The sequence below is a fragment of the Salinisphaera orenii subsp. orenii MK-B5 genome, from assembly GCF_003788635.1.
Classification (GTDB): Bacteria; Pseudomonadota; Gammaproteobacteria; order Nevskiales; family Salinisphaeraceae; genus Salinisphaera; species Salinisphaera orenii.
The window spans coordinates 44,539-61,102 of record NZ_AYKH01000023.1 but is presented as its reverse complement, the minus strand read 5'-3'; the positions used below and the strand labels follow the sequence as shown (position 1 = coordinate 61,102).

Below are 16,564 nucleotides of genomic sequence, written 5' to 3'. Positions count from 1 at the left end.
CGATGCTCTTTCGACGCTTGATTCTCAGCGCCGTGCTGGTGGGCGCCCTCGTGGGCGCGCTGCTCGGTCTCGGCGAGCAGTTCTCCACCGCGCCGCTGATCGCCGCGGCCGAACACCAGGCCGAGGGCCACGGGCACGCCCATGGCCACGAACACGAACACAGCGCCGAGGCTGGCCACGGCCATCACGGTGACGGCACGGCCTGGGCGCCCGCCGACGGCGCCCAGCGCATCGGCTTCACGATCGTCACCAACATGGGCGTGGCCATCGGCTTCAGCCTGTTGCTGATGGTGGCCATGTATATCGCCGCCCGCGGCCGCGGCGCACCGGTGAACGCCGCCACCGGCGCGGCCTGGGGGCTGGCCGGCTTCGCCGTGGTGTTCGTCGCGCCCTCGCTGGGGCTGCCGCCCGAGGTGCCCGGCGCGGCCTCGGCCGGCCTGACCGAGCGCCAGCTCTGGTGGCTGTTCACGGCCGCGGTGACCGCGGCGGCCCTGGCCATCGCCGTCTTCGCGCCGGGCTGGCGGAAGCTGCCGGCGCTCGTGCTGCTGCCGTTGCCCTATCTGTTCGGCGCACCGGAGATGCCCGCTTCGCCCTATGGCGGCCACGACGCCGCCACCGCGGCCGCGCTGGAGACGATTCACGGCCAGTTCGTCTGGGCCGCCGGGCTGACCAATGCCGTGTTCTGGCTGGTGCTGGGCGTGGCCTGCGGCTGGGCGATGCAACGCTGGGTGCTCGATCGCGACGTGATCGGCGGGGCGCATGCCGCGGGCTGATTTCCCCTTCGCGGCGGTCGTCGGCCAAGAGCGGCTGAAGACCGCGCTGCTGCTTGCCGCGATCGAGCCGGGCCTGGCCGGGGTGCTCATCTCCGGCCCGCGCGGCTCGGCTAAATCGACGCTGGCCCGGGCGCTGGCCGCGATCGATCGGCGGGCCGACGGTCGTTTCGTGACGCTGCCGCTGGGGGCGACCGAAGAACAGGTCGTCGGCACGCTCGATCTGGAACGCGCGCTGGGCACCGGCGAAGTCGCCCACCAGCCCGGCGTCATCGGCCGCGCCCATGGCGGCTATCTGTACATCGACGAAGTCAATCTGCTCGCCGATGCGCTGGTGGACGTACTGCTGGACGTGGCCGCCTCCGGGGTCAATCGCATCGAGCGCGACGGCATCAGCCACGAGCACGCCGCGGAATTCGTGCTCATGGGCACGATGAATCCGGACGAGGGCGACCTGCGGCCCCAGTTCGCGGACCGGTTCGGGCTGTGCGTGGTGCTCGATACCGATTACGACGCCGAAACGCGTCGTCGGATCGTGGATCAGCGACTGGCCTACACGCGCGACCCCGAGGACTTCGCCGCCGAGCACGCCCCGGCCCAGGCCGCGCTCGCCGAACGCCTCGAGGCCGCCCGCGCCCGGCTCCCGCAGATCGACTGTAACGACGAGATCAAGAACGCGATCGCCGAGCGCTGCCTGGCCGCGGGTGTCGAGGGCGTTCGCGCGGACATCCACTGGCGCCAGGCCGCCGTCGCCCACGCCGCCTGGCAGGCACGCGAGCACGTGACCGCGGAAGACGTCGAAGCGGTCGCCGAGTTCGTGCTCTGTCATCGGCGGAACGTCGACGACAGCGAGGGCTCCGGTGGCGCCGCCGGCGGGCAGGGCGGGGCCGAGGGGTCGAGCGAGCGGGCCGATAGCGGCCAGGGCGATACCTGGGGCGGACTGCCGCCCCGACGAATCGCGCCGCAGCGCGCCGTCACGACCGATCCCGCGGCACTGCCGAACGCCGACCCGGTCGGTCGAGCCGCGCAGACCGCCGTCGCCGGGCGAGGCGCGGGGCCCGGACGCGACCCGCGCGGCGGCGCGTCGCTCGCAGGCCCGGCCGGGCGGCGCGTCGACTGGTTCCGCACCCTGGGCGATGCGGCGCGCACCGCGCATCGGCGTCCGCGCCGGCTCGTGCACCGTCCGGCCAGCACCCGGCCGGCCACACTGAACTGCATTCTCCTCGACACCTCGGCCTCGACCCTGGGGCAGGCGGCCCAGGACGAGGCCCGGTCGGCGGTCGCCGGCATCGCCCGGCACGCCTGGCGCGCCCGCGAACGGCTGGCGATACTGGCCTTCGGCGGCGACCGGATCGACTGGCTGATCGCCCCTAAAAGGGCGCCGAAACAGTGCGAGCGCGCGCTCGCCGACTGGCCCGCCGGCGGCGGCACGCCGCTGCGCGCCGCGCTGCGCATCGCCGAAGAGCGGCTGCGACGGCTGGTACGCCGGGAACCCGGGCTGCGCACGCGCACGCTGCTGTTCACCGACGGCCGCTGTCGCGACGACATCCCGGAGCTGTGCTGGCCCGGCGCGCTGGCCGTGGTCGACACCGAGCGCGCCCGCGTGCCGCTCGGCCGCGCCCGCCGACTGGCGAATCGACTCGGCGGCGGTTACATCGCCAGCCCCCGGGCACTGGCGGTATCGTCATGAGCCGCGAAACCGAGACACGCGCCTGTCCGGCGCTGCTTATCGGCGCGGCCGCCTCGGGGCAGGGCAAGACCACGGTGACGGCCGCGCTGGCACGTGCCGCCCGCCGTGGCGGCCGGCGCGTGGCGGTATTCAAGGCGGGGCCGGATTATCTCGATCCTCAGATTCTGGCCGCGGCAGCCGGGAGTGCGGTCGAGCCACTCGATCTGTGGATGGCCGGCGCCGACTACTGCGGCCAGCGCCTGTTCGAGGCCGCGGGAGCGGCCGATCTTATTCTGGTCGAGGGCACCATGGGCCTTCACGACGGCCAGCCGTCAAGCGCGGACTTCGCCGCCGAATTCGGTCTGCCCGTGGCTCTGGTGCTGGACTGCCGGGGCATGGCCCAGACCGCGGCCGCCGTGGCCGCCGGACTGCAGCACGCCCGCGAGGAACTGGCGGTCGCCGGCCTGGTGGCCAACGGTGTCGGCAGCGCGCGCCATGCCGACCTGATCGCCGAGGCGCTGCCCGCGGACCTGCCGCTGCTGGCCTGCCTGGCCCGGGACGAGGCGGTGGCCCTGCCGCATCGGCATCTCGGCCTGGTCCAGGCGCAGGAGCAGGGGGCGTCTCTGGAGGCGGCCCTCGACGCCGCGGCCGAGCGCATCGAAAGAACATCGCTGCCGGACGCTCCGCTTCCGGTCGCTTTCACCCGAAAGCCGGCGGCCGTGCCCGGGCCGTGGCTCGCGGGCCACCGCATCGGCGTCGCCCGGGACGCCGCATTCAGCTTCGCCTATGCCGCCAACGAGCGGCTACTGGAAAGCATGGGTGCGGAACTGCGGTATTTCTCGCCACTTGACGACACCGCGCTGCCGGACGTGGACGCGCTCTGGCTGCCCGGGGGCTATCCCGAGCTGCACGCGGCCGATCTGGCCGCCAACACCGCGATGCACGCCGCGCTGCAGGCGTTTCATCGCTCGGGCCGGCCGATGCTCGCCGAATGCGGCGGCATGCTTTATCTGCAGGACAGCCTCACCGAGCTGGACGGGCCGACGCATCGGATGGTCGGTCTGATTCCCGGCGCCGGGCGCATGCGCGCGAAGGGCGGCTGCCAGGGCATGCAGACCGCGCCACTGCCCGAGGGCGAGATCCGCGGTCACGCCCACCATCGTTCGGCCACTGACGACGGCGCGGTGCCGATCGCGCACGGGCGTCGGCCGCGGCATCCCGCGCCCGGTGAAGCGATCGTGCGCGATCGCGGCCTCACCGCGACCTATCTGCATCTGTTCTTCGCCTCGAATCCGGCGGCCACGGCGGCCCTGGTCGGCGGCGCCGCGCGGTCATCGACCGCCGGCGCGCAGACCGCCACGACCGCCGTCTCCTGATTCTCCAACCGACGCTTCGGAGTCCGATCATGCAACTCGACAAGATCCACGCCACGGTCGTCACCGGTTTTCTCGGCAGCGGCAAGACCACGCTGCTGTCGAACCTGATCCGCAACGCGCAGGACAAGCGCATCGCCGTGATCGTCAACGAGTTCGGCGAAATGGATATCGACGCCGAGCTGCTGCGCGGCTGTCCGCTGGCCTGTGACGACGAGGGTGAGGGCGAAGACGGCATCTTCGAACTCGCCAACGGCTGCATCTGCTGCACGGTCGAGGAGGAGTTCGTGCCGGTGATGAAAAAGCTCATCGAAAAGCGCGATACGATCGACCACATCGTCATCGAAACCTCCGGTCTGGCGCTGCCCAAGCCGCTGGTCCAGGCCTTCAACTGGCCCGAGATCAAGCAGCACTGCACGGTCGACTCGGTCATCGCCGTGCTCGACGGCCCGGCGATCGCGGCCGGCACCTGGGCGCACGAGCCGGAGCGCGTGGACGCCGCCCGGCTCGCCGACGATGCCCTGGATCACGACCCCACGCTGGAGGAACTGCTCGACGATCAGCTCGCCGCCGCGGATCTGGCGATCGTGAGCAAGGCCGACCGGCTGAGCGCGGCCGATCGCGACGCGGTCGACGAGTGGCTGCGGTCGCGGCTGCCGGCGCGGGTGAAGACGCTGTTCGTGGACAACGGCGCCGCCGATCCGGAGTTGCTGACGGGGCTGGACTCGGCGACCGAGGATCGCATCGAGGCGCTCCAGACCCACCACGACGCCCACCACGCCGCCGGCGAGGCGCACGAGCACGCCCATGACCACTTCGATTCGACCGTGATCGCACTCGGGCCGGTCGACAGCGAGCGCCTGCTAGCGGGCATGCAGCAGCTCATCGCGGAACAGACGATCTACCGCGCCAAGGGCTTCGCGGCGGTAGGCGACAAGCCGATGCGCCAGGTCGTCCAGGCGGTGGGCGAGCGCGTCGCCCATTACTTCGATCGCCTGTGGGCGGCCGAGGAGCGCCGCGAGACGCGGCTGGTGTTCATCGGCCACGATCTTGACCGGGACCGCATCCGCGCGGTGCTGGGCGAGGCCGAGGTGGCCACCGCCGACGCCGACTGACACGGCGCCGCGCGTTCGACGCGCGTACCGGCCCGAGAGCGACATGCATCTACTGGCGGCACAACCGGGCGGCTTCGCCGACGGCGAGGGCATCATCGACCTCGACCAGTCGCCGGCCGACATGGTGATCCTGAGCGCGGCCGACGGCGTGCTGGCGATGCTGGCCCAGGCCGCCGAACGGCTGCCGGCGGAATTTCCGAGCCTGCGTCTGGCGAACTGGCGCAATCTGTCCAAGCCCGCGGCGCTGGATCTGTATCGCGACCGCACGCTGGACCGGGCCCGGGTGGTGGTCGTATCGCTGATCGGCGGCCGCGCCTACTGGCCGTACGGGGTCGAGCAGTTGACCGACTGGGCCACTGCGGCTTCCGACCGCCAGCTGATCGTGGTTCCCGGCGAGGACTACCACGACGACGAGGTCTTCGCGCTTTCGACGGTCGACTACGACACCGCCCACCGCGTGTGGCGCTACACCCGCGAGGGCGGGGCGGACAACGCCGAGGCGCTGATGCGCTTCGTCGCCGCCACCTGTCTCGACCGGGACTTCGACTGGCGCGAGCCGACAGTGCTGGCGCGGGCACTGATCCATCATCCCCAGCGGCTGCCGGCCACGCTCGCGGACTGGCGTGCCCGCTGGCCGGCGGGCCACGACCGGCCGGTAGCCGTCGTCGTGCTCTATCGCAGTCATCTGCAGAACGGCAACACCGCGGTGTTCGAGGCCCTGTATGAGGTGCTCATGGCCCGGGGGCTGAACCCGCTGCCGGTGGCCGTCGCCTCGCTCAAGGAGCCCGCCTGTCTGGCCGCGATCGACGAGTTCATCGAGGCGGCCGACGCCGCGGTCGTGCTCAACACCACCGGCTTCGCGCTGCGGGCGGCGACCAACGCGGCCACGGCCTCTGACCCCGGCACCGGTCGCGCCACCTTCGCCCGCGACATCCCGGTCCTGCAGCTGATCCCGGCCAGCACCACCGAAGCGGATTGGACAGAGCAGAACGCGGGCCTGCGGTCGCGCGATCTGGCAATGTACGTGGTGCTGCCCGAGCTCGACGGCCGCATCGTCACCCGCGCGGTGGCCTTCAAGACCCTGGCGTACCGTAGCCGACGCTGCGAGATCGATGTCGTTCGCCACGAGCTGATGCCCGAACGTGCCGCTTTCGTGGCCGATCTCGCCCGACGTTGGGCCCGTCTGCAGACGCGGCCGAACGCCGACAAGCGCATCGCCCTGATCCTCGCCAACAACCCCGGCACCGACGGGCGCATCGGCAACGGCGTGGGGCTGGACACGCCGGCCTCGACGCTGGAGCTGCTGGCCGCGCTGCGCGCGGACGGCTACGACACCGGCGCGCTGCCCGACGATCCGACCGCGCTGATGGAGCACCTGCGGGCGGCGGTCTCCAACGATGCCGCGCGCAACGAGTTCAAGCCGAGTCACCAGAGTCTGGACATCGCCGTCTACGAGGACTGGTTCGCGACCCTGCCGGCCGCCAGTCAGGCCGCGGTCCTCGAGCGCTGGGGCGAACCGCGGGCGGATCCGAAACATCAGGACGGGCGTCTGCAGATCGCCGGGCTGCGCTTCGGCAACGTGTTCGTCGGGCCGCAGCCGGCGCGCGGCTTCGGGATCGACCTGGCCGCCAACTACCACGACCCCGATCTGGTGCCGCCCCACGGCTATCTGGCCTTCTACGCCTGGCTGCGCGAAGTCTATGCGGTGGATGCCGTGATCCACGTCGGCAAGCACGGCAACCTCGAGTGGCTGCCGGGCAAGAGCGTGGCGCTGTCACGACACTGCTGGCCGGACATCGCCCTCGGCCCGATGCCGCAACTCTATCCGTTCATCGTCAACGATCCGGGCGAGGGCGCCCAGGCCAAGCGCCGCAGCCAGGCCGTGATCATCGACCACATGACGCCGCCGATCGTGCGCGCGGAAAGCCACGGCGCGCTGGCCGAGCTGGAAGGCCTGGTCGACGAATACTTCGAGGCCGCGGGCCTGGATCGCCGGCGCGAGACCTATCTGCGCGATCGCATTCTGGAGATCGCCCGGCGCAGCCACGTCGCCGACGAGATCGCCGAGGACCCGAGCGACGACGAGGCGATCCTGGCCCGGCTCGACACCTATATCTGCGATCTCAAGGAAGCCCAGATCAGGGGCGGCCTGCATTGCCTCGGCCGGCTGCCGGATCGGGCGCAGCTGGCCGAGACTCTGGTCTCGCTGACCCGCATGCCGCGCGGGGAGGGCGCGACTGACCGCGGTCTGCTGCACGCCCTCGCGGCCGATCTGGAGCTTGGCGACTTCGACCCGCTCCGGGTGGACGGCCAGGCCTGGGCCGGGCCGAAGCCGGCGATCCTCGCCTCGCTGTCGTCGCAGGGCTGGCGCACGGATCATCACACCCGCGAACGCCTCGAGCAGCTGGCGGTCGATCTCGTCGCCCGGGCGGTGATCGACGGCGATATGACGGCCGTGCGGGGCCTCACGCAGACCGCGGCGCTGCTGGACTATGTCCGCGACACGCTGCTGCCGGCGCTCACGCGCGGCGTCGCCGACGAGATCGCGCACACACTCGGCGGGCTGAACGGGCGTTTCGTCCCGCCGGGGCCGAGCGGGGCGCCCACCCGCGGACGCCTGGACACGCTGCCCACCGGCCGCAACTTCTACACCGTCGACAGCCGCGCGATTCCGACAACGACGGCCTGGGAGTTGGGTCGGACATCAGCGGAGGCGCTGATCACGCGGCATCTGCAGGAGCAGGGCGACTATCCGCGCCGGATCGGGCTGTCGGTCTGGGGCACGGCCACGATGCGCACCGGCGGCGACGACATCGCTCAGGCGTTCGCGCTGATGGGCATCAAGCCGGTCTGGGCCCCGGGCTCCAATCGTCTGGTGGACTTCGAGATCGTGCCCGCCTTTCAGCTCGGCCGGCCGCGGGTGGACGTCACCCTGCGCGTCTCAGGCTTCTTTCGCGATGCCTTCGCCGGCATCATCCGGCTGTTCGATGCCGCGGTCCGCCGGCTGGCCACGTTCGAGGACCCGGGCGAGGGCAACACCATCCGGGCCAACGTCGAGCAGCGGGTGGCCGAACTTCTGGCGCAGGGCCACGACCACGACAGCGCCATGCGCCAGGCCAGCTTCCGGGTGTTCGGCTCGCAGCCCGGCACCTACGGCTCAGGCCTGAGCGAGCGGATCGACGCCGGCGACTGGAGTGACGGCGACGATCTGGCCGACGCCTACGTCGAGCGCGGCGGCTACGCCTACGGCGAACGCGAATACGGCGAGGCGGCCTTCGAGGCGTTCAACGACCGCCTCGAAGGGCTCGAGGCGGTCATCCAGAACCAGGACAACCGCGAGCACGACATCCTCGATTCCGCGGACTATTACCAGTTCCAGGGCGGCATGGCCAACGCCGCCCGCAGCCGCCGCAGTGGCCGTATGCCGACCGTCTACCACGGCGACCACAGCAACCCGGGCGCGCCGCGCATCCGCACGCTCACCGAGGAGATCAACCGCGTGATCCGGACCCGGGTGACCAACCCGAAATGGATCGGCGCCATGCAGCGCCACGGCTACAAGGGCGCCTTCGAGATGGCCGCCACGGTCGACTACCTGTTCGCCTACGACGCCACCACGCAGGTGGTCGCCGACTACCAGTATGCCGCCGTTTCGGACGCGCTGATCCTCGACGAGGACAACCGGGCGTTCGTGGAAGCCCACAATCCGGATGCGCTGCGCAACATGTCCGAACGCATGCTCGAAGCCATGCAGCGCGGCCTCTGGCACGAACCCGGCGCCTATCGCGAACACATCGAGAACGCGATTCTGGAACTCGAGGAAGGCTACGAACAACCGCTCGAATAGGTGCGCCACGAGAACAGGCGCTGCCGGCCACGCGGAGAGACATTGTCCGCATCCGATCGTCAGGCCAGCTCAGACCAACAGGGTGTTGAGCAACCGCATCGGACCACGTCATCCGGTCCATGTCAGCGGCAAGCGCCTGACTTGGTCGCAGACTCGCCGCCGTTCGCGAACTCCCGTTCGCTGTTCAACCTCGACATCACAGACGGCGGGCTCGTCGCGCCCGATAACACCCAGTGATTCGACGCGATAACCATCGGAGTGCGTCTTCACGATGCGCTCGCGGACACGCACGCGGTGACGCAATCGATAACATCAACGAGCGTCAGGCCTGACTGGACAACAGGCTTGCTCGTTCGAGCTAGAGCGAAGAGGTCGTGGCCGATGCCCTGAGTGTGGGCGTCGAAACGCGCCGTTGCTACGCGGATACCAGAAGTGATGACCTTCACATGAATGCGCGTCGCAATAATGGAGTGGCAGCCGAAGAACCAGCGATGTGCTTCACATCTGCTCAGCCCGACACAATATTTAACATAATATACATTATGCGTATTTATTGGTTTTAATCCTCTCGATCGCTGTATGCCACATGATTCAGCCATACAACGACGAAATGGCAGCCTCCTGAGTTGACCTGCGCCTGGGGTCTCAAGGCTCACGCGACTTGGTCGGCGATTCGCCGGGTCTGTCGAATCGCGAATTACCGATCGGTGGTTACCCGTCTGCTTTTGACCTAGCGCCCTACGGGCGTCTGTCATGAGCCATCACGGAGCCCGGCCGGACTCGATATAGGCGCGATACGCGTTGCACGCTCGATCGCGGCCGGCCCGGCGCGCATCGCTTGGCGAGCTGTTGTACTGAATGCGCCAGGTGCGGCACTGAACGTAGAGCTTTCGGCCCGTCGGGGTGTTCTGGCGTTGATCGCGTAGCGATTGCTCGATCGACGGCCGCGCGGCTGATTGCGGGATACCAGGCGATTGATTGCGTTCTTCCTGGCGCTGCTGGCGATACTCGCGGCCGCTCGTGACCGACGAGCCGGGGGTTCCACCGAAATCGAAGTCCAACGCATTGACGAATGCGCCGACGGCCATGGTGCCGACGACACCCCATAAGATGGTGAGAATAATGTTGCCGACGACAACGCCGGCCGTCACGGCGATGAACATGCGCCAGTAGCTGATCGGATGTTGCACAGTCGAACCCGCTCTCTAACCCACGAGCGGCGTTATCGGCTGCGATCGGGAAACCTGACGTCAGGTGCTGGCGATCAGACCAAGTGGCCGTAGTTCAGGGCACCCGCGTCACTGAAAGCGTTCCCTCTTGAGACGACCCGCTCGCACCGTGTCTCTAATCGGCCCATCGTGCCGGGCAGCGACATTCCCCCAGGCGCTGAACCGCCGCAAGACGGCAGAACGAGGGGCCGACCGGCTTTGAACGTACGGTCGCAACCACGCTCCTCCCCGGTTTCCGATTCCGGGTCGATAGATTCGCGCGGATCAGCCATTGGCTTCAGGCGATGTCGCAACGCACGGTCGCCCATACAGGGACTTGAGTCGGACGAATGATCGGAGGCTGGCCACGGCGACAATAACTGTATATAAATACAGTCATGCGATCCGCGCGCCCCATCAAGACACAGCGCCGCCATTCGCTGCCGGGCGACGCGAGCCAGTGGCAGCGGCTGGGGCTGCGCCGGGCCAGTCAGCAGGCGCGTCAGTCCATCGTGGGCAGCGGCTGGAGTGCCCTCGATCGCCTGCTGCCGGGTGGCGGCTATCCGGCCCACGCCGTGACGGAGTTTCTGGTCGAGACGGCTGGAACGGGCGAATTCAGTCTGCTCCTGACGTGTCTTGGGCAACGGCTGAGTGCGCATCCCGACAGCCGAATCGGTCTAGTCGCCCCGCCCCGCCCGCTCAATGCCCCGGCGCTGGCGGCCCAGGGGCTGGATATCCGGCGCCTGCCGCTGATCGCCGGCGGGGATGACGGTGAATGTGTCTGGGCCATCGAGCAGATGGCGCACTCGGGCGGCTTCGCGGGCTTCGTGTTCTGGTCTGACGGCCTGACGAACACGGCCCTGCGCAAGCTGCAACTGGCCGCCGAGAACGCCGCCTGCCCGATCTTCGTCTATCGCGATCTGGCCTGTGTCGGGCAGCGCTCGCCGGCGGCCCTTCGGCTTGCGATCACCCGGGGCGACCGAGGCCAGCGGATCGAGGTCCGCAAATGTCGCGGTCCGGCCGGCGCCCGCCTCGACGGCCTGCAGCCGGGTCGTGACCGGCCCTGGATCTTCATGCCTGAGTCGTCGCCCGCGACCCGAGGATTCGAAACCCATGCCGAGGCCTGCAATGACGACGGCACTGTGGCTCGCCCTGCGTTTCCCCCACTGGCCCCTCGATAGCCGCACCGGGGAGACGGCCGACGGCTCGTGGCTGGTGGTCGAGACCCGCGGCAGCCGCTGCTTCGTGGTCGCGGCCACGGCCGATGCGGTGGCGGCCGGTGTGCGCCATGGCATGGACCTTGCGGATGCACGACTGCGACAGCCGGATGCCGGCGTGCTGTCGCGTCGTCCGGCCGGCGAGCGGGCCGCCTTGACGCGTCTGGCCGGCTGGGCCTGGCAATACAGCGATCACGTGCACCTCGCCTGCGCCGGCGAGCCGCCATACGACACCGCCGGCGGCAGCCATCTCGTGTTCGAGATCGGGGCCAGTCTGCGTCTGTTCGGCGGCCGGCGCGCGCTGCGCCGGCGGATCGCGGCGGATCTGAAGCGCTTCGGCCATCGCCATGCGGCCGGTATCGACAGCACGCCACAGGCCGCCCTGGCACGAACCCGCGCGCCCCGATCCCGGGCGCGGACCGAGCGGGCGGCACTGCCGCTGTCCTGTCTGGCCCTCGACGCGGACACGCTCGCCTCGCTGCAGGCCAGCGGCTTCCGAACGCTCGGCGAACTGCTCGCGCTGCCCCCGGCCACGCTGATGCGGCGTTACGGCGCCGCCCTGCTCGATGATCTGGACCGGCTCCAGGGCCACAGGCCGCACGGCCTGCCCCTGTATCGACTGCCCGCCCGCTATCGCACCCGTCACGAACTCACCGGCGCCGTGGTCACGACCCAGGGGCTGGTCTTCGTGCTGCGGCGTGTTCTCGCCGATCTGGCCGCGTTCCTGCGCGGCGCCGACGCCGCCATCCAGCATCTGCGGCTCATCCTCATCCACGAGGACGATAGCCGCACCCGGCTGGATCTGCGCCTGAACAGCCCGGCCCACGACGCCGCGCACTTCGAACGGGTGGTCAACGATCGGCTGACCCGGGTCGAGCTGACGGCCCCGGTGGTCGAGATCGGCCTGGCCAGCGAACGCCTGCGACGGCGCGAGCAGGCCCAGAGCCAGCTCTTGTCGGAGGCCGCCCGGCCGGGCGTCGAGCCGGGCGCATGGCCGGCCGTGCTCGACCGGCTGCGCGCCCGGCTCGGGCACGACGCCGTCGGGTGGCTGCACGCGCCGGACGCGCATCGCCCCGAAAAAGCCAGCGCCACAGGCGATCGGCCGCCGATCGAGACGCCGACCGGCAACGCCATGCGGCCGCTGTGGCTCTACGCGCACCCCCGGCCGATCGCGGCACCGGAGACACTGACCTTCATCGCCGGCCCCGAGCGCATCGAAAGCGGCTGGTGGGACGCGCAGGCCGTGCGCCGCGACTATTATCGGGCTCGCGACCGGCGCGGCCGCCTGCTCTGGATCTATCGCGATCTCGACGCGGCCCGCGGCGGCCCGTCGCCCTACTATCTGCACGGCCTGTTCGGATGAGCGCAACGCACGCCGAGCTGTGCTGCCTGTCCGCGTTTTCCTTCCAGCGCGGCGCCTCGACCCCGGAGGAGCTCGTCGCCCGGGCCGCGGCACTCGGCTACGAGGCCATCGCGCTGACCGACGAGGCCAGCCTGGCCGGTGCCGTACGCGCCCTGCAGACCGCCGAAAAGACCGGCATCAAGCTCATTCTCGGGGCGCGCTTCACCTGCAGCGACGGCGTCACGCTGGTGGTCCTGGTGCGCAACCGCCACGGCTACACTCGTCTCTGCCAGTTGATCACCACCGCCCGGCGACGGGCGGACAAGGGCGTCTATCGCATCGAGCGGGCGGACTTCGAGGCCATGGATCTCGACGACTGCTGGCTGATCGTCCTGCCCGAGCACGACACCCCGCCCGGGCCCGCGCTGCACGCCACCCTCGCCTGGCTGGCCACGCGCTATCCGGGTACCGCCCGGATCGCCCTGGCGCTGCATCGACGGGTTCGCGATACGGCCCACAGGGATACGCTGGCCGCCCTGCGCGCCCAGTACGGCCTGCCGCTGATCGCCACGGGCGATGTCCACATGCACAGCCGCGCGCGGCGTGCCCTGCAGGATGTATTCACCGCCCTGCGCCACGGCACCACGGTCGCCGCGGCCGGCACCCGGCTGGCCGGCAACGGCGAACGCTACCTGCGCCCGGTCGCCACCCTGCACCGGCTCTATCCGGCCGCAGCGCTGGCGGCCGCGCGCCGGGTGGCCGCGGACTGCGATTTCTCGCTGCGCGAGATCCATTACGACTACCCGGCGGAACTGGTGCCGGCCGGCGAGACCGCCCTGTCGCATCTGCGTCGTCTGGTCGAACGCGGCAGCGCGCGACGCTGGCCGCAGGGGCCGAGCCCGCGCCTGCGCCGGCAGATCGAGCACGAACTCGCGCTGATCGGCGAAATGAACTATCCGCACTATTTCCTCACCGTGCACGACATCGTCGCCCATGCCCGCAGCCGGAGCATTCTCTGCCAGGGCCGCGGCTCGTCGGCCAATTCGGTGGTCTGCTTCTGCCTGGGCATCACCGAAGTCGACCCGGCCCGCCACGAGCTGCTGTTCGAGCGCTTCATCTCCCGCGACCGCGGCGAACCGCCGGACATCGACGTGGACTTCGAGCACGAGCGCCGCGAGGAGGTCATCCAGTACATCTACCGCAAGTACGGCCGCGGCCGGGCCGCGCTCGCGGCCACCGTCATCCATTACCGGCCGCGCAGCGCCATGCGCGACGTGGGCCGGGCCATGGGTCTGAGCGCGGACGGCATCGACACCCTGGCCTCGGCGCTGTCCAGCCGCAGCGCCGACGGCACGCTGGCTGCGCAGCTGGCCGAACGGGGGATCGACATCGGCCAGCGCAGCCTCGAACGCATCCTCTGGTTGGTGGACGACCTGATCGGCTTCCCGCGCCATCTGTCCCAGCACGTGGGCGGTTTCGTGCTCTCCGACCGGCCGCTCGAGGAACTGGTGCCGGTGGAGAACGCGGCGATGGCTGAACGCACCATCATCCAGTGGGACAAGGACGATCTCGAGGCCGTCGGCCTGCTCAAGATCGACGTGCTGGCGCTGGGCATGCTCACCTGCATCCGTCGCTGTCTGGACCTCGTCGAAGCGAGCCGCGGCGTGCGCTGGACGATGGCGGAGATCCCCGGCGGCGATACCGCCACCTACGACATGATCAGCGCCGCCGATACGGTGGGGGTGTTCCAGATCGAGTCCCGCGCCCAGATGAGCATGCTGCCGCGGCTCCGGCCCCGGCGTTTCTTCGACCTGGTGGTGGAGGTCGCCATCGTGCGGCCGGGCCCGATCCAGGGCGGCATGGTCCACCCCTATCTGCTCAACCGGGCACGAGATCCCGCCGAGATCGAATATCCCAGCGAGGCGCTGCGCGGCGTGCTCGAACGCACCCACGGCGTGCCCATCTTCCAGGAGCAGGTGATGAAGATCGCCATGGTCGCGGCCGACTTCAGCGCTGCGGAAGCCGACGGCCTGCGCCGTTCGATGGCGGCCTGGAAGAAGAAAGGGGGCCTGGAGCCCTGGCGCGAACGCCTGAAGCGCGGCATGCGCGACAACGGCTATGCCGACGAATTCGCCGACCGCATCTTTGAACAGATCAAGGGCTTCGGCAGCTACGGCTTTCCCGAGTCCCACGCGGTGAGTTTCGCCCTGCTGGTCTATGTCTCGTCGTATCTGAAATGCCACGAGCCGGCCGCCTTCGCGGCCGCCCTGCTCAACAGCCAGCCGATGGGCTTCTATGCGCCGGCCCAGATCGTGGCCGATGCCCGCCGCCACGGCGTCGCGGTACGCCCGACCGACGTGCGCCATTCGCACGTCGACTGCAGCCTGGAGGCCGAGCCCGGCGTCGCCGCGGCCGCCGGCGATCGGCCGGCGCTGCGCCTCGGACTGCGGCTGGTGCGCGGCCTGGCCCCGGCCGCGGCCGAACGCATTGCCGCCGCACGCGCCGAGGCGCCCTTTCAGAGCGTCGCCGACCTGGTCCAGCGGGCGCGGCTCGACCGCCGCGCCCGCAACGCCCTCGCCCGCGCCGATGCCCTGCGCGGGCTGGCCGGACACCGCCACAGCGCCCAGTGGCAGATCGCCGCCGCCGGCGTCCAGGACGATCTGTTCGCCGGCCTGGATGCGCCCGAGCCGTCGGTGACGCTGGCCGAACCGCGCGAAGCCGCCGACATCGTCGCCGACTACGCCAGCACCGGCCTGACCCTGCGCCGCCATCCGATGGCCCTGCTGCGCGAACGGCTGCGCGCCACCGGCGTGCTCTGCGCGGCCGACTTCAACCGTCAGGCCGACGGCTGCAGCGTGCATGTGGCCGGGATCGTGACCATGCGCCAGCGCCCGGGCAGCGCCAAGGGCACCACGTTCGTCACGCTGGAGGACGAGACCGGTCAGGTGAATCTGGTCATCCATGCCCGTCTGCTGGCGCGCTATCGGGTGGCGGTCGTCAGCGCCCGGCTGCTGCGGGTGCTCGGCGTCATGCAGCGCAACGGGCCGGTCACCCACTGCGTGGCGCGGCATATCGTCGACGACACTCCGCTGCTGGGCCAGCTCGACGTGCGGTCACGGGATTTTCACTGACCGCCTCGGCCGCGTGTCAGGGGGCGGGCTGGATTCGCACTTGCGACCACCGCCGGCATCGCATCGCAGACGTGCGCATTCGCGCTGGCGAGCCCAGGTTAGATGCCGGCAGGCCAATCCGACCCCGATCGGCCGCGGCACACGCCGGCCGACTCGTTCACGCGTGACGGCCAGCCAACGCTCCGGGCCACAACGCCGCCAGGCTAAGCTGCGGCGCCGCATCGACAACGCGGCAACGCCAGCGCAGGTGGGATCGATCGGATTGATGCCCGAGACGGTGGACACGGCAAGTCCGGTGGCGGGCGCTGGCGGACCTGCATGCCGGATGCGCCGCGCCGGTTCACATATCGGCCGTGCGAATTCGCCATGTCGCCGGAGCTCCTGTTTCGCTCATGATCATGGCAGTCACCGGACGAGCGATGACCGAAGGGCCGCGGCTCGCGCGCACCGTCGCCGCCCTACAGCCAGACAGCGCGGCAGCGCGGCGCCGCCGATGATCGCTTCCCGATGTAGCCCGAGGGCGCCAAGGCCTATCAACATCTCGTGCGAACGCCGCATTGGAGACCGCACACCGCGCGTGGCAAGGCGCGAATTGCCGATCGTGGCGAGCCACGATCCAGGCGGGCAACGCCGCAGCGCGCGATGTGTGGTCCAACCCGGAAGGCCAATCACTGTGGTGCGACGATCCAGCGTTGTTGCACGTTGGCACAATGACTGCCCGGCGCGCATGACGCCCCGCCTTGCCGCACCAGGGCGCTCGGCGGGTCCTCGCATGAAGCGTTAACCGACCCGAGCGCCGAGGCGACGTCGCCGCCTTTGCTGGCCGGCCGACCCACGATGATGTGCCCAGCCCTGACGACGCCCCTACCGGGCTGCGACGACGGCCCCAAGG

At 70.2% G+C, this 16,564-nt stretch carries 9 protein-coding genes; 8 read left to right on the top strand and 1 reads right to left on the bottom strand.

Annotated elements, in window-relative coordinates; translation table 11 throughout:
* Positions 1 to 2 precede the first annotated feature (2 nt).
* The 5 genes from SAOR_RS10850 to cobN are packed head-to-tail and all read left to right on the top strand — an operon-like array spanning position 3 to position 8,774.
* The gene (locus SAOR_RS10850; protein ID WP_123592403.1) at positions 3 to 773 is read left to right on the top strand and encodes a CbtA family protein; all 771 of its coding nucleotides are present in this window, start codon (positions 3 to 5) and stop codon (positions 771 to 773) included.
* A complete protein-coding gene (locus SAOR_RS10845; RefSeq protein ID WP_123631443.1) occupies positions 760 to 2,460 on the top strand; it encodes an ATP-binding protein in 1,701 nt (566 codons plus the stop codon). Before SAOR_RS10850 ends, SAOR_RS10845 begins: the two co-directional genes overlap by 14 nt.
* On the top strand, positions 2,457 to 3,815 hold the full coding sequence (locus tag SAOR_RS10840; RefSeq protein ID WP_123631442.1) for a cobyrinic acid a,c-diamide synthase CobB: 1,359 nt from the start codon (positions 2,457 to 2,459) through the stop codon (positions 3,813 to 3,815). Before SAOR_RS10845 ends, SAOR_RS10840 begins: the two co-directional genes overlap by 4 nt.
* Positions 3,816 to 3,844: 29 nt before the next feature.
* Positions 3,845 to 4,927 carry a cobalamin biosynthesis protein CobW gene (cobW, locus tag SAOR_RS10835; RefSeq protein ID WP_123631441.1) on the top strand — a complete coding sequence of 361 codons (1,083 nt, stop codon included), beginning with the start codon at positions 3,845 to 3,847 and terminating at the stop codon, positions 4,925 to 4,927.
* Between the two features lie 43 nt (positions 4,928 to 4,970).
* Complete coding sequence (gene cobN / locus SAOR_RS10830; protein ID WP_123631440.1) at positions 4,971 to 8,774, top strand: cobaltochelatase subunit CobN; 3,804 nt, start codon at positions 4,971 to 4,973, stop codon at positions 8,772 to 8,774.
* Positions 8,775 to 9,535: 761 nt separating this feature from the next.
* On the opposite strand, the gene SAOR_RS10825 is transcribed toward cobN, so the two are convergent.
* Positions 9,536 to 9,964 (bottom strand): hypothetical protein, encoded by a 429-nt coding sequence (locus tag SAOR_RS10825; RefSeq protein WP_123631439.1) that lies wholly within the window; start codon positions 9,962 to 9,964, stop codon positions 9,536 to 9,538.
* A 416-nt stretch (positions 9,965 to 10,380) separates the two neighbouring features.
* Between SAOR_RS10825 and imuA the strand changes: the two genes are divergently transcribed.
* From imuA to SAOR_RS10810, 3 genes are read left to right on the top strand one after another with little or no spacing between them, the layout of a single operon-like run.
* Positions 10,381 to 11,163, top strand: a complete 783-nt coding sequence (gene imuA, locus SAOR_RS10820; RefSeq protein WP_123631438.1) for a translesion DNA synthesis-associated protein ImuA — start codon at positions 10,381 to 10,383, stop codon at positions 11,161 to 11,163.
* Entirely contained in the window at positions 11,111 to 12,562 is a 1,452-nt protein-coding gene (locus SAOR_RS10815) for a Y-family DNA polymerase (RefSeq protein ID WP_123631437.1), read from the top strand. The genes imuA and SAOR_RS10815 overlap by 53 nt, the downstream gene beginning before the upstream one ends.
* On the top strand, positions 12,559 to 15,672 hold the full coding sequence (locus tag SAOR_RS10810; RefSeq protein ID WP_123631436.1) for an error-prone DNA polymerase: 3,114 nt from the start codon (positions 12,559 to 12,561) through the stop codon (positions 15,670 to 15,672). Before SAOR_RS10815 ends, SAOR_RS10810 begins: the two co-directional genes overlap by 4 nt.
* The last annotated feature ends 892 nt before the right edge of the window (positions 15,673 to 16,564 follow it).